We start from the raw sequence: 21,315 nt of genomic DNA on the forward strand, positions 1-21,315 counted from the left end.
AATTCGTTTTAGGCTCCAATAGTGCACAGATTATTGCTGCACTATTGGGGCCTTTTTTACACCTGTATCAACAAGATGGTGAGGTAAGTTGCTATCTTAAAAATTGAGTAACAAAAACCAACATAAAACTCAGTGTCTATGCACCTTTGCACTGACAAAACACTCACAAATCAGCATATTCAAGAAGAAAGGATCTGAACCTCAAATATTCATAGCAAAATGATATAAAAAACGTGATCTCTGTGGGTTACAGACTGTTACAGATCCGATAAGATGGCCCCAGTTCGCTTTTTCCCTGCAAAAGATGAAGCCAGCTGAGAGGCCCGTTCTAACGAATGGGCCTCTGTCCATTCTGCCTTCTGCGTTTCCTCTGCGACAACTTATGCTGCCAGTTACCCGTATAGCTCCCATCAAAGTTTAATTAACCTATTTACTCCGCTGCTAACTCTTTTTATCAATAAGACTTACTGACGACCAAGTTGTTGCTTTATTAATCAGTAATTCAGCAAAAGCGAAACTTCACCCAAAACTGAGATCTAGCACAAAGTTATTGGCATAAAACTCATGCTAAATAGAGACATGACAGATTAAGTAAATGGTTAATTTTCATGCAGTAACTATCCTTCTCCGTCAAAAAACATCAAGGCTATATAGACTTAATTAATGATTGACCGAATTCAAAAACGATGCCTATGATGGCAACAATATCCTCGAACAGGTAGGTACGCTATGACTGCAATCACCCATGTATATAACTACACAGTTAGATGTCCACATTACAAAGATCCTGAACATCCCGTTACTTGGTTAAATCATATTGAAATGAACCAGTCCTGTGAGATCGCGTTAAATCGCATCACTAAATGGCACGAGCTTTCTGGGGAAAAAACCTTCGAAACGAATAAGTTTGTGGTTCGTAAAGCCGAAAATGAAGATGCTTACTTCTCAATGCAGAGTGACAGACTCAAAAATGACGGCCATGCCTTAGTCACCTTTAAAATCTTTTTAGACGATTGCTGTGACGATGCGGCGCCAGAAGAAATCATGCAGCACCTGATTGAAGACTATCAACAACGCTTAGCCAAACTCGAATAATCTTTGCAGTATTATTTAGCGACCTTAGACGCCAGTGCGCAAAACGCCACTGGCGTTTTTATTTGTCGAGTTCGATAACTCAACCCACGACGTCATTTAATGCTCTTAGTTTCACTCACTCGGTTGATACTCGAACAGAAGCATTGCAACAGCGACTCAGCAGATAATGTCGCCATAGCGTGATTCAGCTCAAGATCTGTTATATTGTCCCGAATGTCATTTAGCACAGTAAAAATGGCAAGGCCCAGTAAATTGAGTTACGAACTTAAATTGAGGATTGGCATCACAATGAATAAAGCGACGCTCATTATTATTCCTTTATTACTCGCTACATCCGCCTGTGCGGATTTAAAGGACGCAGGCCGTGCCATCGGCACAACGACTAAAGAAGTCACCACTGAGATAGGCCACGCGACTCGAGACACGACAAAAGCCATAGGTCATGCTTCACGCGATGCGGTCAAATCGGTAAAAGAAGATTTAACCAAAGACTAATGACAGTGACGCCTAGGCGTCACTGCTCATTTTAAGCATCTTATACATTTAAGCATCACGCATTTTAAGCGCTACGCCCCTTAAGCCGCATTCGCCCGAATACCATGGGGCACGGGCAATCCTTGGGCATTAACATGCACAAACACCATCTTATCTATACTCACCACTGGCGCCTGCGTCATCTTATTGCGTACTTGACAGCTCACGGTAATAGAACTGTGGCCAAGACTCACCAGCTCCAGACCAAACTCAATCACATCCCCTTGATGCGCTGGCGTCATAAAGTTGATTTCAGAAATCAACTTAGTCACATGACTAGTGCTCTTCATCTGGCAGGCAGCAAAAATAGCGGCCTCCTCATCTATCCAACTGAGCAACTGACCGCCAAACAGGGTATTTGCTGGATTTAAATGTTCAGGTTTAACTAAACGGCGACTGTAATATTTCATGGCGGTGACCTCAATGTGAATGCCAATAATCAGCTTTAATGCACTGTAACTTCCCGTAATATTCAGAGCATTATTCAGGCCACATTTGATAGCTATTAAATAACAATGAGATAGCAATAAGATGCTGTAAAATAATCCGATTAATGCACCAAGTCGCATCAGAGTTGCACCATATTAATCAGCGCAATAGTGAACCAATAAGCAAAAAAATAGCGACTCATAGAGTCGCCAAGCTAAGGCAAGCAAAAACTTACTGGGTAGGAAGTTAAGTCACAAAATTTGACTTAAAAACCCGCACAGCACATGTAGGCGAACTGCACGGGGATAACAGCTGCAGAGCAGCTAAACACAGGCTTACAGGTAACACTCTTTCATACTCGACTCGAGATTTAAGCTGCAAGGTAGGTAACTCATCACAGTCCGCCCTTGCCCTCTATTTCGAGTTTTTAACCACGCCTCACCAGATACATCAGCATAAGGCGTGCTAAGGAGTGATCCACAATCACAATGGATCATCCTAAGCGCTGCTTACTGCTTAAAACTGCTCTTCTTCGGTAGAACCTGTCAGTGCGGTTACTGATGAATGGCCACCTTGAATAACCGTAGTCACTTGGTCGAAATAACCTGTGCCCACTTCCTGTTGATGCGCGACGAAGGTGTAACCTTTCTTCGCAGCAGCAAACTCAACTTCTTGAACTTTTTCAACATAATGCTTCATGCCTTCGCCACGAGCATAGTCGTAAGCGAGGTCGAACATGTTGTACCACATGTTGTGAATGCCGGCTAAAGTGATGAACTGGTACTTGTAGCCCATGTCTGACAATGCTTGTTGGAAGCGCGCGATAGTGGCGTCGTCCAGATTTTTCTTCCAGTTGAACGAAGGCGAACAGTTATACGCCAACAGTTGATCTGGGTACTGAGCATGGATAGCTTCAGCAAAAACACGCGCTTCTTCAAGATCCGGTTTAGCGGTTTCACACCAAATCAAATCCGCATACGGGGCATAGGCAAGACCGCGAGAAATAGCTTGGTCAAGACCCGCTTTAACACGGTAGAAACCTTCATTGGTGCGCTCGCCAGTCACGAAATCACGGTCGTATGGGTCGCAATCTGAAGTCAACAAATCGGCCGCGTTAGCATCGGTACGGGCGATAACTAGTGTATCGACACCGCTCACATCCGCCGCTAAGCGTGCAGCAACCAGCTTTTGTACCGCTTCTTGGGTTGGCACTAATACTTTGCCGCCCATGTGACCACATTTCTTCACTGAAGCTAACTGATCTTCAAAGTGAACACCGGCAGCGCCCGCGTCGATCATCGACTTCATCAGTTCGAAGGCATTTAATACGCCGCCAAAGCCCGCTTCTGCGTCAGCAATAATTGGCAGAAAGTAATCAACAAACTTTTCATCTTCTGGATTAACGCCATTGCCCCACTGAATTTGGTCGGCGCGACGGAATGAGTTATTGATGCGTGACACCACAGCTGGCACTGAGTTGGCTGGGTATAAAGATTGATCTGGGTACATAGTGCCGGCTAAGTTAGCATCGGCTGCCACTTGCCAACCTGAAAGGTAAATCGCTTCGATACCCGCTTTCGCCTGTTGTACCGCTTGACCACCCGTTAACGCACCCAGTGAATTCACATAGCCTTTTTTAGCGCCACCGTTAACCAATTCCCATAACTTAGCAGCACCGCGCTTAGCTATAGTATTCTCAGGCACGATTGAACCGCGAAGCGCAACCACTTCTTCTGCGGTATAAGGACGACGCACGTGTTTCCAACGTGGGTTTTCTGCCCAATCTCTCTTGATTGCATCAATCTGTTCTTGACGTGAAGTCTGAGTCGTTGCCTTAGTCATAGTGTCGCTCCTTTATCTTTGATGTTGTAGCTATCATGAAACTGCCCCCAGTTTCACTCTGCTAAATTATTTGGTTGGCGGTAGCCCCGCCACAGCTAAATCTGGTTTACCTAAAACGGTTCAAGCAAATGGGCTCATCCTAGGCTGTCAGCATTTCGTAACCGGGTAAGGTTAAAAAATCGACCAGCTCGTCGGAGGTGGTAATGTCTTCAAGCAACACCGCTGCTTGGGTGAATTTGCCATGGGTGAATCTGTCGCTACCCACTTCTTTTTTCACGTTCGACAGCTCTTCAACCAACATGTCTTTAAAGAGTTGTTTGGTCACTAATTTGCCGTTTGACAGCGACTTACCGTGTTGGATCCATTGCCAAATTGAGGCTCTAGAGATCTCAGCCGTAGCCGCATCTTCCATTAAGCCGTAAATAGGTACACAACCGTTGCCGCTGATCCACGCCTCTAAATACTGCAGGGCGATACGAATGTTCAGACGCATCCCTTGTTCAGTGCGCTCACCATCGCAGGTTTTAAGTAACTCACTAGCCAGAATTGGCGCGTCTACATCACGGGTAATATGTAATTGATTACAGTGATCTTGGCCTATGTATTCGTTGAAAATCCCCATAGCGGTGTCGGCAAGGCCAGGGTGCGCTACCCAAGTGCCATCGTGGCCGTTACGCGCCTCAAGCTCTTTATCTCGACGAACTCGCTGCAATACGGCTTCGTTCTGAGCAGGATCTTTAGCAGGAATAAAGGCTGCCATGCCGCCCATCGCTAAAGCTCCGCGTTTGTGACAAGTCTTAATCAAGAGTCTTGAATAAGCGCTTAAGAAAGGCGTATCCATAGTGACGGCTTGGCGATCCGGTAAGACTCGGTCGCTATGACGTTTTAATGTTTTGATATAGCTGAAGATGTAATCCCAACGACCACAGTTCAGTGCGACGATATTGGAACGTAGTTCATAGAGAATTTCGTCCATTTCTAACACGGCCGGTAACGTCTCGATCAGGCAAGTACATTTAATCGTGCCCGCTTGCAGACAAAATCTTTCCTCAACAAAAGCAAACACTTTTGCCCACCAGCGCGCTTCTATATGACTTTCTAACTTAGGAATATAAAAATATGGACCACTGCCCTTGGCCAAAAGTTGGCGATAGTTGTGGTAGAAATACAGTGCGAAATCAAACAGTGAGCCAGGAATCGCTTTTCCATTAAACTGCACGTGTTTTTCTTTAAGGTGCAGACCACGAACGCGGCAAATAAGCACTGCAGGATTTGGCCCTAATTTGTAGTGCTTACCTGTGTCCGGTGCTGTGTACTCAATATCACCACGCACGGCATCACGTAGATTGATTTGACCTTCGACGACTTTTTCCCAGCTTGGTGCTAAAGAATCTTCAAAATCGGCCATAAACACTTTGGCATTGGCGTTGAGTGCGTTAATCACCATCTTACGTTCAACGGGACCTGTGATTTCTACGCGGCGATCGAGTAAGTCATCGGGAATACCACGAATCTGCCATGCACCATCACGAATAGCGCGGGTTTCAGGCAGAAAGTCTGGTAATGATCCTTTATCGATACGCGCTTGCTTATCTTTACGTTTAGCGAGTAAGGCGGGTACTTCGTCGGCAAATTCACGACAAAGGGATTCGAGTAAGGCGACAGCCCCTTCGGTAAATATGACTTCTTGGCCTGGAATGTCACGACCCACAATATTAAGCGTGGCGTTTGCTGTAGCTTTACCCAGTGTCGAATTCAATTGCTGTTCACTCAAAGTGTGTTCCGTCATCTTGATGCCCTCCCAAGAGGCTCCACTATCACAGGCTTAGCGCTGACATATAAAGCAGTAGCATCCCCAATCACCGCTGCTTATAAACTCACCAAAAAACCATCAAATGTTTGTTTCGAACTAAAACTTACCGACAAACGTTTGTATTTGCAACAGTCCAAGATTGACAAAAACATGCATTAACCTAAGTAGAAACCATGCTAAAATTGGTCTGACCAAACAAAAAAACAAACAACAAACAACTGATAAATATGCAATTAAACATTTTAATCACATATGACAATTGCAGTTAAATGAAACTTGTCAGACAACTTTACCAATCAATACGCAAAGTAATTAATTACGTAATTAAATAACTAATAGTAAATTAATTATTACATCATTTTTACTCTATTAGACCTAAGTAGAAAATGCTCAATGTTTTGAACTAACCTAGAGGTAAGTCAGATAAATTCATATAAATCATAATGATAAAGACTGTTGCTATTGCCACAAATTAAAACGACCGTTTCATTTTGACGTTTACGTAAACGAAATAAGTGTCGTGTGCGATTCAAACTAAGTACCAGGTTGCGTTTCCCGATCAACAAGGTGGGATGTGATGGTTAACTCAAAAAATAAATCACTTTTTTATAAAAAAATGAAACAAATTTGACATTACAGCGGGATGGAGCTTAGACGCGACTTTTTATGAAGCTTTTCTCCTGCGAGAACCCATACCTTACTTCCTCAAATACATGCCTTTTCGTAACACTTATTCGCAGCACTGCACATTTCAACCACGACATCTGAAACATATGTTGCCAACTTAAATGCAAATCATTACTATTCGCAACCTATTTATTTGGGGGAACCATTAATGAAATCATTTCGTTTGTCACTAACTGCACTCGCCTGCCTTTCCGTTTTATCGCAAACTGCATCCGCCGAAGCTAACTCGGTATCAGCAAATACTGAAGCCAACGTTGAGCGCATCACGGTTTATGGCAGACAAAACTCAGTGGTGAAAAATTCAGGGCTAGCGACTAAATCCGACATGTCTCTCATGGAAACACCCGCTGCAGTTGTAATTGTTGACCAAGAACTGATCGAAACCCAAGGTACAGATAATCTGCAAGACTTGATCCGTAACATCAGTGGTGTGACTCAAGCGGGTAATAACTATGGCATCGGTGACAACATAGTCATCCGTGGTTTAGGCGCAAATTACACCTATGACGGTATGTATGGCGGTGCAGGCCTAGGAAATACCTTCAACCCCACGCGCTCTTTAACCAACGTTGAATCCGTAGAAGTATTAAAAGGCCCAGCGACTGGGCTCTATGGCATGGGGAGTGCTGGCGGCGTCATCAATTTAATTGAGAAAAAACCGCAATTCGAGTCAAAAAACAAATTTACCGCCGAAGTTGGGCAATGGGATACCTACTCTCTTGCTCTGGATAGCACGGGCGGCCTGAGTGATGATGTCGCCTACCGTTTAGTGGCCAAATCCGGCCGCAGTGATGGCTATCGCGATATAGGTACAGACAGAGACGAAATCTATGGTGCCTTAAAATGGGTGTTAAGTGATAGCCAAGATGTAATGCTTTCAGGTGCTTACATAAAAGATGCTATCGCCGTTGACTCTATTGGCCACCCGATTCGGATTTACAATGCTGATTCAGTCGGCGGTAAGAGCGCGGGAGAGGTCACTTGGCAGGATTTGATCAACGATCCAAGTGGTAAGGGTCTACAACTGACCGATGCACAGCGTCAGCAGTTAGCGGCCTCGTTGTCAGGCGCTGATGGCTTAAGGCCCTATTCGTTTGGTGATGCAGGGCTGATTTCACCAATGGCGAAGGACAATGAAGGCGAAGAGTTAAGATTTAAACTAACCCATAATATTTACTTCAACGATAATCTGTTTCTTAATCAGCAATTACAGTATCGCGACTACACTTCAGGCTTCGCCCGCCAAACAGGTGCTTATAACTACGTCTACTGGAAACAAGGCAAAAACCCGATCAACACTGATCCCCGCGCGCCATTAGTTGAAAACGGCGAACTTTATCCTTTTGCTGCAAGACGTCAGGAATACCGTAAAGTGGATGCCGACGAGACTTCGTGGCAGTACTTTGCCGATCTACGTTATGATTTCCAGCTCGGCGCTGTCGACAATGAATTGCTGCTCAATGCCAACTATGAAGATCGTAATATTCGTTTCCAACAATATTCTATCTACGATGCGGATCAAATCTTTAAAAACAAAGATGGCAAAATCATTTACCAAGGATCTCTGCCTTATATATACGACATCCGCAATCCTAATTGGGGCACAGGTAAATTCGAGGACTATGACCCACTCAAAACCGCTAACTATGACAAAAAAGTCAGCGCTTGGGGCGTAGGCTTACAACATGTCAGTTATCTGCCATACGGCTTTACCACACGTATTGGTGTTGCCTTTAATGAAATTAAACAAGCCTATGAGCACTTTGGTGTTGATCCACGCTATAGCACTAGCCAATCCCAAGCAACACCAGAAGCTGATACCACAGATAACGGTATGACCTATAACCTAGGGTTAACCTACATGCCGATTGAGGATTTATCATTTTTCATCAACCATTCTAAAGGGCGCACCGCTTACAGTGTACTTGATGCAGTAAAAGATAATGCTACCGACCGAGATGATTCAGAATCAATTAGCAATGATGTAGGTATGCGCTTTAAAGCATTTGAGGATCAATTGCTTGGCTCACTGGTATTCTTTAAAAGCTCGCGTACTAATGTCGCCTATAACAACCCTGATTATACCAATGGCATATTAACCCCTAATATTCCCGTATATTTTTACGATGGCAGCGAAGATACTCAGGGGGTCGAACTCGATCTCAATGCCCACCTGAATGATCAATGGCGCGTTAACCTTAATGGCATGTACCAAGATGCAAGGGATAAGCAAAACCCGAATGACGTCGCAAATTACGACAGCCGTCAAAAAGGTGTGCCTTATGTCACTGCCAGTGCTTGGGTTACCTATGGCGCGGATTGGTTTAGATTATCAAGCCCAATCGAGCTGAGCCTTGGTGCAAAATTTGTCGATGATCGCAGTACGCACTCAAGCTCATTTGGTATTCCAGACGGTTACGTGCCTAGCTATACCGTCGTTGACTCGGCAGTGAGCTACAACGCGGATTCTTGGAAAATCCAGCTGAACATTAATAACCTTTTCAATAAAGACTATTACAGTAAAGCCATGTTCCTCGGAGGTATGCCGGGTGAAGAACGCAACGTCAAACTGCAATACAGCTATAGCTTTTAACACTTAAACATCAGCGTTAAATTTGATGTTGTAAACCAATAAAAAAGAGAGCATTTATGCTCTCTTTTTATATCCAAATCAGAGTGACAACATTAGCTCACATTCTCCCTATCGCCACGCATGAGGGATTCCAACTCTGCCTTACCCTTATTCGATAAATTGATTAACGTCGCTAAATCATTCTGATGAGCCGCACTCGCAATCACCAGTTTCTTATCATGTTCAGCAAAGATTTTTACCCGCTCGTTGGCTTGTACCTGCGATAAACCTAGGCCTTGGAGAATCTTCTCACTGGCCGATAGCGCCGAACCAAAGGTCTCACGAAACACATCCGTCACCCCAAGGCTCATCAAACGATAAGCATGGTTACGGTCCCTCGCCCGCGCGACTATGTTGATATGGGGAAAATGCGTTTTCACTTGCTGAGCAATTTCAATGGAATCCTCAACACTGTCCACGGCAAGCAATAGTAATCTAGACCGAGCAATCCCCGCCGACATCAACATGTCTAAGCGTCTGGCATCACCAAAATACACTTCACCACCGTATTTACGAATAACATCCACATGACTCGCATCCTTATCCAATGCGACAAAAGGGATACCTGATGAGGCCAAAATACGCCCCGTGATCTGGCCTACTCGACCAAATCCAGCAATCACCACTTCAGATTCGGTGACATTAATCGTATCTGGCAGACGAGTATCCACCACTTTGGCTTTAGTTGCTCGGAACAAAGTAAATAATAGAGGCGTTACTGCCATAGACAAACCAATAGCAAGCACAAGGACTTGCGCAATTTTATCGCCGACAATACCAGATAGCTGCGCCTGAGATAACAGCACAAAGGCAAATTCGCCCCCTTCAGCAAGGATCAACCCTAGTGCAATACTAGGCCGCCATTTGTGGTGCCGAATGCGCCCCAACACCATCAGCACAAAGGTTTTAATCAGCAACATAGCCATTAAAATGCCCAGAATAAGTAACGGATCAGATATCAATAATTTCAAATCCATACTCATACCGACAGCCATGAAAAACAGCCCAAGCAATAAGCCTTTAAAAGGTTCTATGTCAGTTTCGAGCTGGTGCCGATAACTTGAGTTAGCGAGCATAATACCCGCCAAAAATGCCCCCATGCCCGCAGAAAGTCCCAACCACTCCATTAACTCAGCGCTACCCATGACCAGCAATAATGCAAAAGCGGTGAGCACTTCACGCACCCCACTGCTTGCCACTAGTTTAAGGAATTTAGGCAGTAAATATTTTCCCAATAACACAAAACCAACGAGCGCAAGACACGTCCAGTACCAAGGCACCGCATGATGTTCAATCTGAGCAGAATTGGGCGCCAAATATGCTGTCAGCAACAACATAGGGATAACCGCAAGATCTTGCATTAACAAGACCCCAAAAGCATCACGTCCAAGTGGGGTTGTGAGCAACCTATGCTCACTCATTAACTGCACGGCAAAGGCTGTCGATGATAAAGATAGCGCGGCGCCAACCACTAAAGCCGCCTCAATAGACAAGCCAAAGCCCCAAGCCAAACCTCCAATCGCAGCCCATGACAACAACAGCTGACCACTGCCTAAACCAAAGATAGCACTGCGAAGTTCCCATAATTTACTTGGATTCAATTCGAGTCCAAGTACAAACAGCATAAGTACCACACCTAACTCGGCAAAATGCAACACGGCTGCAGGATCAGAAACCAACGCCATACCACCTGGGCCTAAAATAATCCCTGCGGCCAAATAGGAAAGAATAGGACCCGCGCCAAAACGTTTACCCAAGGGAACAAAAATAACCGCCGCCAATAAAAATAGCAGCACCGACGTGAGTAAACTCGACTGTTCCATGAAGGCTCCAACGGAAAAAGGAATGCGCATTGTTCTATGTAAGGACCCAGCAATAGCTAGGCAATTATCAGCTATGATATCCCATTTATTTATTAACAAGGTCAAGGCAATTCATTAAAAATGAGAAATTTTGATACGAAAAACACTTAAGCGTAGAGGAAATCAACTGGAGCAACAAAGCAGAGTAAAGGAGCGCTTAGAGACACCTTAGACTGTTATCGCATTTTAGTGAGTGGCTGCAAAATAAAAAGTGAGCAATAAACTAAAGAAGGATAAAACCAGGAAGGGCTTGCCAACTCTGGATGAGACTAAATGCTCACTCGACTTGCATTACACAGAGGGCGATGCGATATGACGCCGTAAATCAGTTGCCTGCTTGTCACATTTTAATATGTCAGAATAGCGTACTACGGTGTTGCGGCCATTGGCCTTAGCGGCATAGAGCGCCATGTCGGCTCGGTGAAATAATGGATCCAAACTCAGATCATCAGCCATTAAACCGCTCACGCCAAAACTCGCCGTTATGACGAACTTATGCCCTGAATGTTGGGTATCAATGGCCTCGATACGAGCTCGACATTGCTCCGCCACTTCCATGCCTTTCTCTTCATCGGCATAGGGTAATAAAATTGCAAACTCCTCACCGCCGATACGAGCAAAAACATCACCATTTCGGATATGGGATTTAAGGGAGTCAACCACCTTTTTAAGCGCCCAATCGCCAGTTCCATGACCAAAAGAATCGTTGATGCGTTTGAAGAAATCTAAATCGAATAAAATGACACAGAAATCCCCGCTACGCGCCGTGGCTTGCACAAAAAGGTTTTCTCCCAACTCTTGCCCTGCACCACGATTCAATATGCCTGTTAAGGCATCCATTCTCGCCATACGCATAAACTTACGTTTCTGCATCTGACCTACGGCTAACAAAATTCCAAGGAAGAACAGTCCACCCATTAGAATAGTGATAAACATCAGCATATTGGTGTATTCCCGCTCTTTTACCATTTGCTGAGCGATGTAAAGTTCACGCTCTTTATTGAGTAAATTGATTTCACGCGACTGTTCATCAGCATTAAACTTAGCCGCCTGATAAGCGATGGTTTTCATTCTAGATTGGTCAAAAATCAATTGATTATAATATTGTTCTTTTCTTGTGTATTCATAGGCTTGCTCAAATTGTTTATCCGCCGCCATCAGTTCGGCAAATACCTTATATGTAATATGCTTATGTTCGATGTAGCTATTATCATCGGGGAATGAAAGCACTTTAACGGCGTGACTTTTCGCTTGAACCTGCTCACCCATGGCAAAGTAATTCTCGGCAAGTAGTGCATGTACATGGCTGATTTCTAACTGAAATTGAAAAGCTTCATACCCTTTTAAAGCTAATAGCAGAATCGATCTCGCGCCTAAAAAATCGCCCCGCTCCTGCAAAACCATAGCTTTGCCTTTTATCGACATAGTCGCCAGAAGGGGGAATTGCTTCGTATCACAGTATTGACGGCTATCTTCGAAGGCATCGAAGGCGTCGGGATTTTTCACGCCGAGTAAATAAATAGCGCGCAACAATTTGGCATGACAAATATCGCGGACATCGGTTTCCTTTGCGAGTTGTAGCACCTTATTGGCATAAAGGCCCATATCGCTATAAGCATCCATTTCGGAATAAATATTGGCAATTCTTAAATATGAGTGCCGTTTAATCGTGACATCATCAATATTCACCACTAGGGCTAATGCTTGAGCAACTGCAGCCAAGGCTTTGTCATAGTCACGTATCCCTATATATACAGTGGCTTTGTAACTATAAACTGACGCTAATAAATCAGTATTTGTCACTAAGGTTTCAGCTTGGTGAAGATCATCTAACGCTTTAGTATATTCACCGATGAAAAAATAACCTATCGCTCTATCTATCCTCAGTCGCCCTTGTTGTATTGTAGTTAAACGACTGAATTCTTTCTCATATTCGGCAAGCTTTTTCTGCGCAGCACTAAGATCAGATTGCAATAATACATCAAGCTCATTGAGTGCCTGATCAAAATCGAGAGAGTTAGCCATCAAAGCTGTCGAACACAAGGCGAAGATGGCTAATAGGGCACAACGTAACCGTTTCAAGATTAGTTAATTATTACCATGATTGACTAAAATAAATGTTTGATAATTTTGGTCGCCACTCAAAACTTTTAGTTTTGTCATATCCCCTGTCATTACAGCGCTAATTTCTTCATCAGTTAACCCATGGGCACGCATAACGGACTCAGGGTCCTGTTGATACGCTTCCATCAGTTGTGCATCTTGGCCTAACTGGGTAAAAAAATCCGATAATGCAGACATACCTTTCCTTATTTATATGATGACTCCCGAATTCAGCTCAGAAGTACAGCACTCACAATTAGCCTAAATCTTCAAGTCTAATGCTTAATTTAGTTAAAATAGCATAGTTGTATTCGAGTTTTTTTGCTGGCGGGATCAGTAAAGTACTGTTCGGAGACAAGTTTGCCTCGGGTAGCTTACTCAACGGCAAATACTCAATTCTAGGGGCTTGAACTGGCAGATTAGCAGCTTCGTAGATCACCACTTGATGATCTCGCGGATACCATTGATTCAGTTGTTCAACCAAAATCTGCAGCCTGTCACTCGTAGTATGGAACTGAGTTAAGGTATGTTCACCAGCAATCGCAATTTGCCATAACAATAAATGGGTTGTCGGATCGGGCACATGATTAAAAAACATAAACTGGCTAGCTTCAAAGCTTTGATGCCCAGAGCTACCGGGGTCAATACCCAGATCAGCCCATAAACACGCCTCGGCAGAAATCCCCGGCTCCATCTTCGCTGAAAACCCTTCTGCCCTCGCCCGCGTAATCGCCATATGGGAAACACAGGCAAAGACTCCAGGATGACCATAGAGTGCACAAACGGTTTTTTTGCCAGCCCTCACCGCCTCCAATATAGAATTAACCATTTGTTCATAGGTTTCTCGGCGATTTTTAACTTCACCATTTTGTGCATAAAACGGCTGTAAATTAATGACATTGGGATTAATGTTCTGGATCCAACGCTGCGAAAAACCATCGGGCAAGAGTGAAAACACGACATCAGCGTGCTCAATATAACTACGACTCATCACACTGATCTGTCCGGCCAGTTGTAAACCCGTACCTACGCAAACTAAAGAACCCAATGCATCTATCCCACTATTTTATTTCTAACACTGCAAACTCACGGCAAAAAGCCACAGTACAAGAACACAATAAAAACATATCGGTAACTTTAATCTGATTTTAACGAGATTACTATGTTTATCGCCACACATACTGTCTATCGACTTACTAACTAATTGCTTGGCTTTAAAGAAGAAATCGCTCACATTTACTCTTTTCCCAATCCAGCCAACAGTAAACCTGTACGGCTCTGAAGCCGAAAATCATACTCATAGCCCCATATGACTTTAGCGAATAAATATCCTTAAAGATTGAGAACTAAAGCCAACATACTGGGTCGAAAAGTCACACAATTCGATCTATGACGGTAGCAAAGCCCGATTGCCCTTGTCATGAGGGGGAATGCTTGGGTATTATGGCCGCCAGATTTTCAGAAGTAGCGCATACAATGATCAATAAAAAGCAAAGTCTTACCCTACTGGGCGCTGTGGCGCTCTCTGTTTCGCTCAGTGCCTGTAGCGTGTTCGATTGGTTGATTTATAAGCCCGACATTCCACAGGGCAACTACATGGAACCGCAACAAGTTGAAAAGTTGCGCATTGACATGACCAAGGAACAAGCCGAATACATTCTCGGCCGTCCGGTATTACGAGATAGTTTTGCTGACGATACTTGGTACTATGTGTATCACTACAAGAGTGGGCGTGATGCCAGCATTACGCATAAAGAACTCATACTGCACTTTACGGGCGATAAACTTACCTCAGTAAAAGGCGACTATGAACTGAGTAAAGAATTTAGTACGCCGCTAGAGCAAAGCAGCTTACCAACAGGTAATAAAACTGAGCTAGTACCACAAATTCCAGCACAGCGCGCCGATGAAAAGCCATTAGTTAAAGAAAATCAAGCTGAAGCGCAAGTTCAAAAACCAATTAAGTAATATCCTAAACTTTGCTAATGCTCTTCTCAGTCAATCAAATACAAAAAAGCGCCCAAGGGCGCTTTTTTATTGAGCAATGATGTCAGTATTTAAGCCCGTCCGCCCGTCACTTTATTCGCGCGGCCTTCATCTTTAGCTTTATCTGCTCGGCGACGACGCACATCCTTAGGATCAGCAATCAAAGGACGATAAATCTCAACCCTTTGCCCCGGTAAAATCACTTGGTCATGCTTAATCACATTACTAAACACACCGAGCTTAACCGTGTCTAAATCGATCTCAGGAAAAAAGCTTACAATGTTACTTAAACGCACAACCTCAATCGCTGACGTGCCGGGATTCACATTCACCGAAATCACTTTTTGCTGTGTAGGCAAGGCATAAACCACATCAACTACAAACTTATCTGTCTCATTTGTCACTGTAAATCACCTTAGCGCGACTCGTAAATGCCGTCACCATTGATACCATAAGATCATTAAACACTTTACCAAAGGCCATATCGGCTAACGAACTTGAAAACTCAAAACTCAGCTCGAATTCTACCTTGCAGGCCTCTTCAGTCAGCTCAGTAAAACGCCACTGCCCCAATAAATGCTTAAAGGGCCCATTTTCCAATGTTAAATCAATACTCTTACCAGGAACCACTTGGTTGCGAGTCGTAAATGTCTTACGGATCCCCGCTTTACTCACATCAACAGATGCCAACATAGTCTTGCCATCAAATTCTAAGACTTTGCCACCCACACAACCGGGTAAAAATTCCTTATACGACTCGACATCATTCACTAAGTCATACATTTGCATCGCACTAAAACGGACTAACACACTTCGAGAAATTTGCGGCATAGGACTTAGTACTCTTCACTAACGTATTCACAGCGACCTAAGCAAACTCAAACGCACGAAAATAACGCACGTGCAATAAACAACTTAGGCAAGCAATCAAAATTTGCACGGATTTTATCACGATACGTAAAAAACGCACCCCTTGTGCACTTAAGCTGATACTCAACCCCTTAATGGCGTTCAAAAAACAAGCAACAACACGATAGAGGCTTGAAATTAACTAAATAAAACCTTATATCAATACCAAATTGAATCACCGTGCGTATAATGGCGCCACTATGGTAAAGAAAAATTCAAGCAAAGCCGCGCCTGCGACTATCGCACGTAATAAGCGCGCAACCTTCGAATACCGTTTCGAAGAGAAAATGGAAGCCGGCCTATCCCTTATGGGATGGGAAGTGAAATCTATCCGTATGGGTAAGGTCAACTTGTCCGACTGTTACGTATTCCTGAAAAATGGCGAAGCCTTTATGCATGGTTGCACCATTATTCCCTTGAATACGGCATCGACACACGTTGTCTGCGATCCCCTACGCTTGAAAAAGCTGCTACTCAGCCGTAAAGAGCTAGATAAACTAGCTGGCTTAGTTGAGCGCCAAGGCTACTCTATTATTCCTATCTCAATGTACTGGCGTAAAGGTGCATGGGTGAAAGTGGAAATTGGCCTAGGTAAAGGTAAGAAAGATCACGATAAGCGCGAAGATACTAAAGCGCGTGAATGGGAAGTTGAAAAAGCCCGCGTGATGAAAAAAGAAAAAACGCACGGATAATGAACAAACGATTGAACTTGAAGCAAATGATGCTAGGTGATCATAGTGCTACGGGTTACAATCAAATTCTTGGGGGCGATTCTGGATTCGACAGGATTCACGAAACCCTGGGAGCATGCCGAGGGGCGGTTGGCCTCGTAAAAAGCCGCACAGTTATAGTTGCAAACGACGATAACTACGCTCTAGCAGCTTAGGCTAGCTAGCCATCTGACACAGGTCTCTCAAATGGGCGGTGTATGCAGATGGTCATCTTACATTTGATAGCGAGGGAACTCCGTCCGGGGGTGAACCGCGAAATAGTACCGGACTCGCCCGATGAAATCCTGTCTTTCGGAGTTTATTCGGGTTAATTAAAAGAGAGACTAAGCATGTAGTGCCTTGGATGTAGGTGTTCTGGACGCGGGTTCAAGTCCCGCCGCCTCCACCAATTTTACCAGAAGGGCTTAACCGTAAGGTTAAGCCCTTTTTGTTTGAACTTTCATGCGATTACTTATTTCGAGCTATCGATTCAAATGCGGCGGCGGGAACTGAACTGGCATCAATAAATGAATCATGTCACTTGATCTAATCTCTATTAGATTCAGCCATTCAGACGCCGCACCTAAAAACCTACCTTTTCCCCTTTCCACCCAAAGCCCGTTTCTTCGCTCTTTGCTTCTGAGCCGCTTTGCCGTTACGTCTAGGTTCAGTATCCATCTTATTAAAGTCGGGTTCGAAGCCTAGTAACCATTGTTGTGGTAGACGCTTGTCGAGCACAACTTCAACTTCTTCCAATAATAGGGCGTCCTCTTGACTAAAGAGGGTGATGGCAAGCCCTGCACTACCCGCTCGACCTGTGCGACCAATACGATGAATATAATCTTCGGCAATAAAGGGTAGCTCAAAGTTGATCACATATTTTAGCTCGACGATATCTAAGCCTCTGGCGGCGACATCCGTTGCCACTAGCACTTGAATCTTACCTTGTTTAAATTCCTGCAAAACTTTCTCGCGCGCGCCTTGGGACAAGTCACCGTGAAACGCCTGAGTAATAATATCGGCTTTATTGAGCTGCTGAACCAGTTTATCGACACCTTGCTTGGTGCGGTTAAAAATCAGCACTTGATGCCAGTTTTTACTGCGTACCAGATGGCTGACGAGTTCGGTTTTACGGTCGGCGTCGACGGCATAAACCACTTGTTCAATTTCGGCAGCGGTCGTGTTGCGCTTGGCAACTTCAATCAACTTGGGATCGCGCAGTAAAGCTTTACTTAAGCTGAAGATAGCGGCATCTAAAGTGGCAGAAAATAACAGGGTTTGTCTGTCACTCGGTACTTGCTTGAGCACGGCTTGAATTTCATCCATAAACCCCATGTCGAGCATACGGTCAGCTTCATCGAAAACAAGCACACTCAATTGCTTAAGATTTAATGCACCTTGCCTAAGGTGGTCAAGTAAGCGGCCCGGTGTTGCGATTAACACATCAATCCCTGCATTAAACACGGCAACCTGCGCATCGATACTCACGCCGCCGTAGGCGATGCCGATACGAATATCAGTCCCTTTAGCGTACTTAACAAAACTCTGCTGCACCTGCACAGCCAGCTCACGTGTAGGCACTAAGACTAATGCGCGTATGGGTCTCACAGCCGTTAACTCTTGCGTAGGGCTGAGTGTCATCAAATGATGCAAGATAGGCAAGGCGAACGCAGCGGTTTTGCCTGTACCCGTTTGGGCGCCAGCCATAACATCACGTTTAGCTAAGATGGCAGGGATCGCTTCTAACTGGATAGGCGTTGGCGATTCATAGCCAAGAGCCGCTAAGGTATTCACTAACGTGGAGTTTAAGGGTAAGGCACTAAAAGACATTGCGGTTAACCACTGAAAATAATGGCCAGAATTTTAGCAGACACAACCCTAAGCGACTAGCGACATAGCGTTAGTCCTATTGTTATATGCAAACTTGTTTTACGATAAAAATGCGTCGAGATCTGCAGCTAGTTGCGGACGACTAAAAAGATAACCTTGGGCTTGATCGCACTGGTTTTGTTGCAGAAAATCAGCTTGCTCTTTAGTTTCAACCCCTTCGGCGATAATTTCCAGCTTCAACGCATGTCCAAGCGCAATCACAGCCTTAGCGATAGCGGTATTGTTGGTATCGAAGGGAATGTCCCGCACAAAAGATTGATCAATTTTCAATTTATGAATAGGCAGTTTTTTCAAATAGTTGAGCGATGAATAGCCAGTACCAAAATCATCAACCGATAATTCGATACCCAGATCGCCAAGTCGCTTTAAGTCACGGATAGCAAGATCAGGATTCTGCATCATCACACTTTCGGTCACTTCAAGCTCTAAATGCTTTGCGGGCAAACCCGTTTCAGCTAAGACACGTTTCACATCATCCACAAAGGAACTGCGCTGTAACTGTTGTCCTGCCACGTTCACGGCAATGCGGCCAAAGTGTTTGCCTTCACTAAGCCAGCGCATTCCCTGACGGCAAGCAGTTTCTAACACCCATAAGCCAATTTCATGGATAAGACCTATTTTTTCTGCCACAGGAATAAATATCGCGGGCGAAATCAAACCCAGTTGAGGATCGTGCCAACGCAGTAATGCTTCAAATCCCACGGTTTGTCGAGTCACTAAATCAAGTTTTGGCTGGTACATTAAGTACAAGGCATTTTGCTCAATCGCGCCATAGAGGGCACTTTGCAGCTTAAGATGCTCAAAAGACTGTTGAGTTAAGGACTCTGTATAAAAAGCATAATTATTGCGGCCATCATTTTTGGCGCGATACATGGCCGCATCGGCGTTACGCAGTAAAGTGTCCGCATCGGTTCCATCATTTGGATACAAAGAAACGCCCATACTCGCCGTTAAACGTAAGTGGTCGCCCGTGCTCACAATAAAAGGTTGCTCAAACACTTGGCGCAATTGATTTATGGCAACTGCGGCATCGGCACTATTGTCGATCCCTGAAATCAATGCCACAAACTCATCGCCACCAATCCGTGATAACACATCCTGATCGCCTACTTGGCTGCGTAAACGCTTGGCAAGCTCGACCAACATTTCATCGCCTATACTGTGGCCAAAACTGTCGTTGATATGCTTGAACAGATCGACATCAATCATCACAGTAGCTAATTGCAAATTCAGCCGCTTAGCTTGTCGCACTTCTTGCTTAAGCTGCATCATGAACTTCATGCGATTGGGCAAATGCGTTAGCGGGTCAAAATACGCTAAGTGCGTGAGTTGCGCTTCATTCTCTTTCTGGGCTGAAATATCGGCAAACACAGCGACAAAATAACGCACATCTCCAACGTCATCATAAATAGTGCTTATGGTGATATTTTGCGGAAAAATCGTGCCGTTCTTGCGCCGATTCCAAATTTCGCCATTCCATTTACCTTGAGTAAACAAGGTATTCCAGAGTTTATCGAAAAAATCTTTATCATGCCGACCCGAACTAAAAATCCGAGGATTCTGGCCGAGTAACTCTTCCCTCACATAACCTGTGATCTCAAAAAATGCACCGTTAACGTCGGTAATATTGCCATGCCGATCGGTCACAACGACACCTTCAACCGAGTTTTTAAACACATTGGTCGCCAGTGTCAGCTGTTCTTCAACTGCTTTATGCTTGGAGATGTTGCGAGTCATACCGATAACGCCCACGAGCTCCCCCTTGGCATTGAGTGTTGGGAGTTTTAGCGTTTCTAACCAAAGATGATTTTTAGCTTCACTGCCATCTAAACACTCAGCGACAATGATAGGCGTACCAGACTCGATAGCGAGCCTATCACCCTCTAGAAAAATCTCTGCAATATCAGCACCAAAGAGTTCAACATCGGATTTACCAACAATCTCACTGCGGGGCATTTCCCACGCATTCTCAACACTACGATTGCAAAGAGTGTAAATGCCTGCGGCATTTTTTATCCAAATATGTTCGTCAAAACTATCGATAAAAGTTTGTAAATCGACCGTATCGACACGACTCGGTGAACCTCGGCTTAATGTTTCAGCCGCATTATGTTGGCTCAATATCTCGCCTAACTGGTGTTGAATGCTATCGCTGATAAGCTTAGCGAGTTGTAGCGTTTTTGAATCTACGCCGTGAGCCTTGTTATGATAGAAGCATAAAAAGCCAAAATTAGCCCCAGATGGCCAAGCGAGAGACAAACAAATCACGCTGCCGATTGCGCTACAAGTGTGCCAATCTGAGTGCTGCAGAGTATCCATAATTAACAGAGGCTCACGTACCTGCTCAGTTAGCTGTGATACAGATAATGCAGCCGTGATTTGATGACTGCCTAATCGCGGCAATGCTGAAATCGGCTCGCTCAAGCTGTACAACTTAGCATTGCTTAGCGGGGAAATAGTAGGTTTATCAATTATATCAAAGGGATTAGGAACGATTTCAGATGGTGTGACCATTGACGGCATCGCAACGGACTGGCTTATAGCAGGCTGGGGGTTAGCCAAATGATTGCCACTTAGGTGGCTGAGTATTGCCTGTATTTCACTTTCAGCCGCAGAGTCTGAACTTAACATGCTGCTAAGTTCACCCGCAGCATTCCATGCTAATAACATTGCTTTACTGCTTGATATCTCAGCGACTAAATTTAAGTCACTCAACCAGTTATCCAGCTGTTGCTGCGTAATAGGTACATCTATCATCATCTTGCCAACTCAGATCTCGTTACTGCTCAATCGGCCTATGGCGAGAATACCGTAAGACCTTAA

16 protein-coding genes and 1 other RNA gene are annotated in these 21,315 nt (G+C 44.4%); 6 read left to right on the top strand and 11 right to left on the bottom strand.

Features of this window, described 5'->3' with window-relative positions; translation table 11 throughout:
• The first annotated feature begins 729 nt into the window (after nt 1-729).
• Both L5M17_RS03015 and L5M17_RS03020 read left to right on the top strand, forming a co-directional pair.
• The gene (locus tag L5M17_RS03015; RefSeq protein WP_028760718.1) at nt 730-1,095 is read left to right on the top strand and encodes a hypothetical protein; all 366 of its coding nucleotides are present in this window, start codon (nt 730-732) and stop codon (nt 1,093-1,095) included.
• Between the two features lie 288 nt (nt 1,096-1,383).
• Nucleotides 1,384-1,590: a hypothetical protein gene (locus L5M17_RS03020; protein ID WP_028760719.1), complete on the top strand. Its 207-nt coding sequence runs from the start codon at nt 1,384-1,386 to the stop codon at nt 1,588-1,590.
• Between the two features lie 80 nt (nt 1,591-1,670).
• Here L5M17_RS03020 and L5M17_RS03025 read toward each other — a convergent pair whose 3' ends face one another.
• The 3 genes from L5M17_RS03025 to aceB form a co-directional block, all read right to left on the bottom strand.
• Nucleotides 1,671-2,039 carry an acyl-CoA thioesterase gene (locus tag L5M17_RS03025; RefSeq protein ID WP_006080843.1) on the bottom strand — a complete coding sequence of 123 codons (369 nt, stop codon included), beginning with the start codon at nt 2,037-2,039 and terminating at the stop codon, nt 1,671-1,673.
• Between the two features lie 535 nt (nt 2,040-2,574).
• Nucleotides 2,575-3,900 (bottom strand): isocitrate lyase, encoded by a 1,326-nt coding sequence (aceA, locus tag L5M17_RS03030; protein WP_028760720.1) that lies wholly within the window; start codon nt 3,898-3,900, stop codon nt 2,575-2,577.
• 139 nt (nt 3,901-4,039) lie between these two features.
• The gene (gene aceB, locus L5M17_RS03035) at nt 4,040-5,689 is read right to left on the bottom strand and encodes a malate synthase A (protein WP_263145118.1); all 1,650 of its coding nucleotides are present in this window, start codon (nt 5,687-5,689) and stop codon (nt 4,040-4,042) included.
• 859 nt (nt 5,690-6,548) lie between these two features.
• Between aceB and L5M17_RS03040 the strand changes: the two genes are divergently transcribed.
• The gene (locus L5M17_RS03040) at nt 6,549-8,993 is read left to right on the top strand and encodes a TonB-dependent receptor (RefSeq protein WP_263145121.1); all 2,445 of its coding nucleotides are present in this window, start codon (nt 6,549-6,551) and stop codon (nt 8,991-8,993) included.
• A 92-nt stretch (nt 8,994-9,085) separates the two neighbouring features.
• On the opposite strand, the gene L5M17_RS03045 is transcribed toward L5M17_RS03040, so the two are convergent.
• From L5M17_RS03045 to L5M17_RS03060, 4 genes are all read right to left on the bottom strand, one after another.
• Entirely contained in the window at nt 9,086-10,855 is a 1,770-nt protein-coding gene (locus L5M17_RS03045; RefSeq protein ID WP_263145123.1) for a monovalent cation:proton antiporter-2 (CPA2) family protein, read from the bottom strand.
• A 330-nt stretch (nt 10,856-11,185) separates the two neighbouring features.
• Entirely contained in the window at nt 11,186-12,919 is a 1,734-nt protein-coding gene (locus L5M17_RS03050; protein WP_263145398.1) for a GGDEF domain-containing protein, read from the bottom strand.
• 63 nt (nt 12,920-12,982) lie between these two features.
• Nucleotides 12,983-13,195, bottom strand: coding sequence for a hypothetical protein (locus tag L5M17_RS03055; RefSeq protein ID WP_173246043.1), 213 nt, complete (start codon nt 13,193-13,195; stop codon nt 12,983-12,985).
• Between the two features lie 58 nt (nt 13,196-13,253).
• Nucleotides 13,254-14,045 carry an SAM-dependent methyltransferase gene (locus L5M17_RS03060; protein WP_173246046.1) on the bottom strand — a complete coding sequence of 264 codons (792 nt, stop codon included), beginning with the start codon at nt 14,043-14,045 and terminating at the stop codon, nt 13,254-13,256.
• 428 nt (nt 14,046-14,473) lie between these two features.
• Here L5M17_RS03060 and L5M17_RS03065 point away from each other — a divergent pair, with 428 nt between their 5' ends.
• Nucleotides 14,474-14,965 (top strand): outer membrane protein assembly factor BamE, encoded by a 492-nt coding sequence (locus tag L5M17_RS03065; RefSeq protein ID WP_028760727.1) that lies wholly within the window; start codon nt 14,474-14,476, stop codon nt 14,963-14,965.
• An 89-nt stretch (nt 14,966-15,054) separates the two neighbouring features.
• Here the strand turns inward: L5M17_RS03065 and L5M17_RS03070 are convergent, their stop codons facing one another.
• Together L5M17_RS03070 and L5M17_RS03075 are read right to left on the bottom strand one after the other, a co-directional pair.
• Complete coding sequence (locus tag L5M17_RS03070) at nt 15,055-15,387, bottom strand: RnfH family protein (RefSeq protein ID WP_263145130.1); 333 nt, start codon at nt 15,385-15,387, stop codon at nt 15,055-15,057.
• Entirely contained in the window at nt 15,377-15,814 is a 438-nt protein-coding gene (locus tag L5M17_RS03075; RefSeq protein WP_028760728.1) for a type II toxin-antitoxin system RatA family toxin, read from the bottom strand. Before L5M17_RS03075 ends, L5M17_RS03070 begins: the two co-directional genes overlap by 11 nt.
• Nucleotides 15,815-16,092: 278 nt before the next feature.
• On the opposite strand from L5M17_RS03075, the gene smpB reads away from it, so the two are divergent.
• Nucleotides 16,093-16,584, top strand: a complete 492-nt coding sequence (gene smpB / locus L5M17_RS03080; RefSeq protein WP_006080832.1) for an SsrA-binding protein SmpB — start codon at nt 16,093-16,095, stop codon at nt 16,582-16,584.
• A gap of 71 nt (nt 16,585-16,655) precedes the next feature.
• Nucleotides 16,656-17,011: a transfer-messenger RNA gene (gene ssrA / locus L5M17_RS03085) on the top strand.
• A 182-nt stretch (nt 17,012-17,193) separates the two neighbouring features.
• Here ssrA and L5M17_RS03090 read toward each other — a convergent pair.
• Both L5M17_RS03090 and L5M17_RS03095 read right to left on the bottom strand, forming a co-directional pair.
• Nucleotides 17,194-18,432, bottom strand: coding sequence for a DEAD/DEAH box helicase (locus tag L5M17_RS03090; protein WP_173246050.1), 1,239 nt, complete (start codon nt 18,430-18,432; stop codon nt 17,194-17,196).
• 99 nt (nt 18,433-18,531) lie between these two features.
• Nucleotides 18,532-21,252 (bottom strand): putative bifunctional diguanylate cyclase/phosphodiesterase, encoded by a 2,721-nt coding sequence (locus L5M17_RS03095; protein ID WP_263145134.1) that lies wholly within the window; start codon nt 21,250-21,252, stop codon nt 18,532-18,534.
• Nucleotides 21,253-21,315: the final 63 nt, after the last annotated feature.

The sequence above is a fragment of the Shewanella sp. SW24 genome, assembly GCF_025653395.1.
Classification (GTDB): Bacteria; Pseudomonadota; Gammaproteobacteria; order Enterobacterales; family Shewanellaceae; genus Shewanella; species Shewanella oncorhynchi.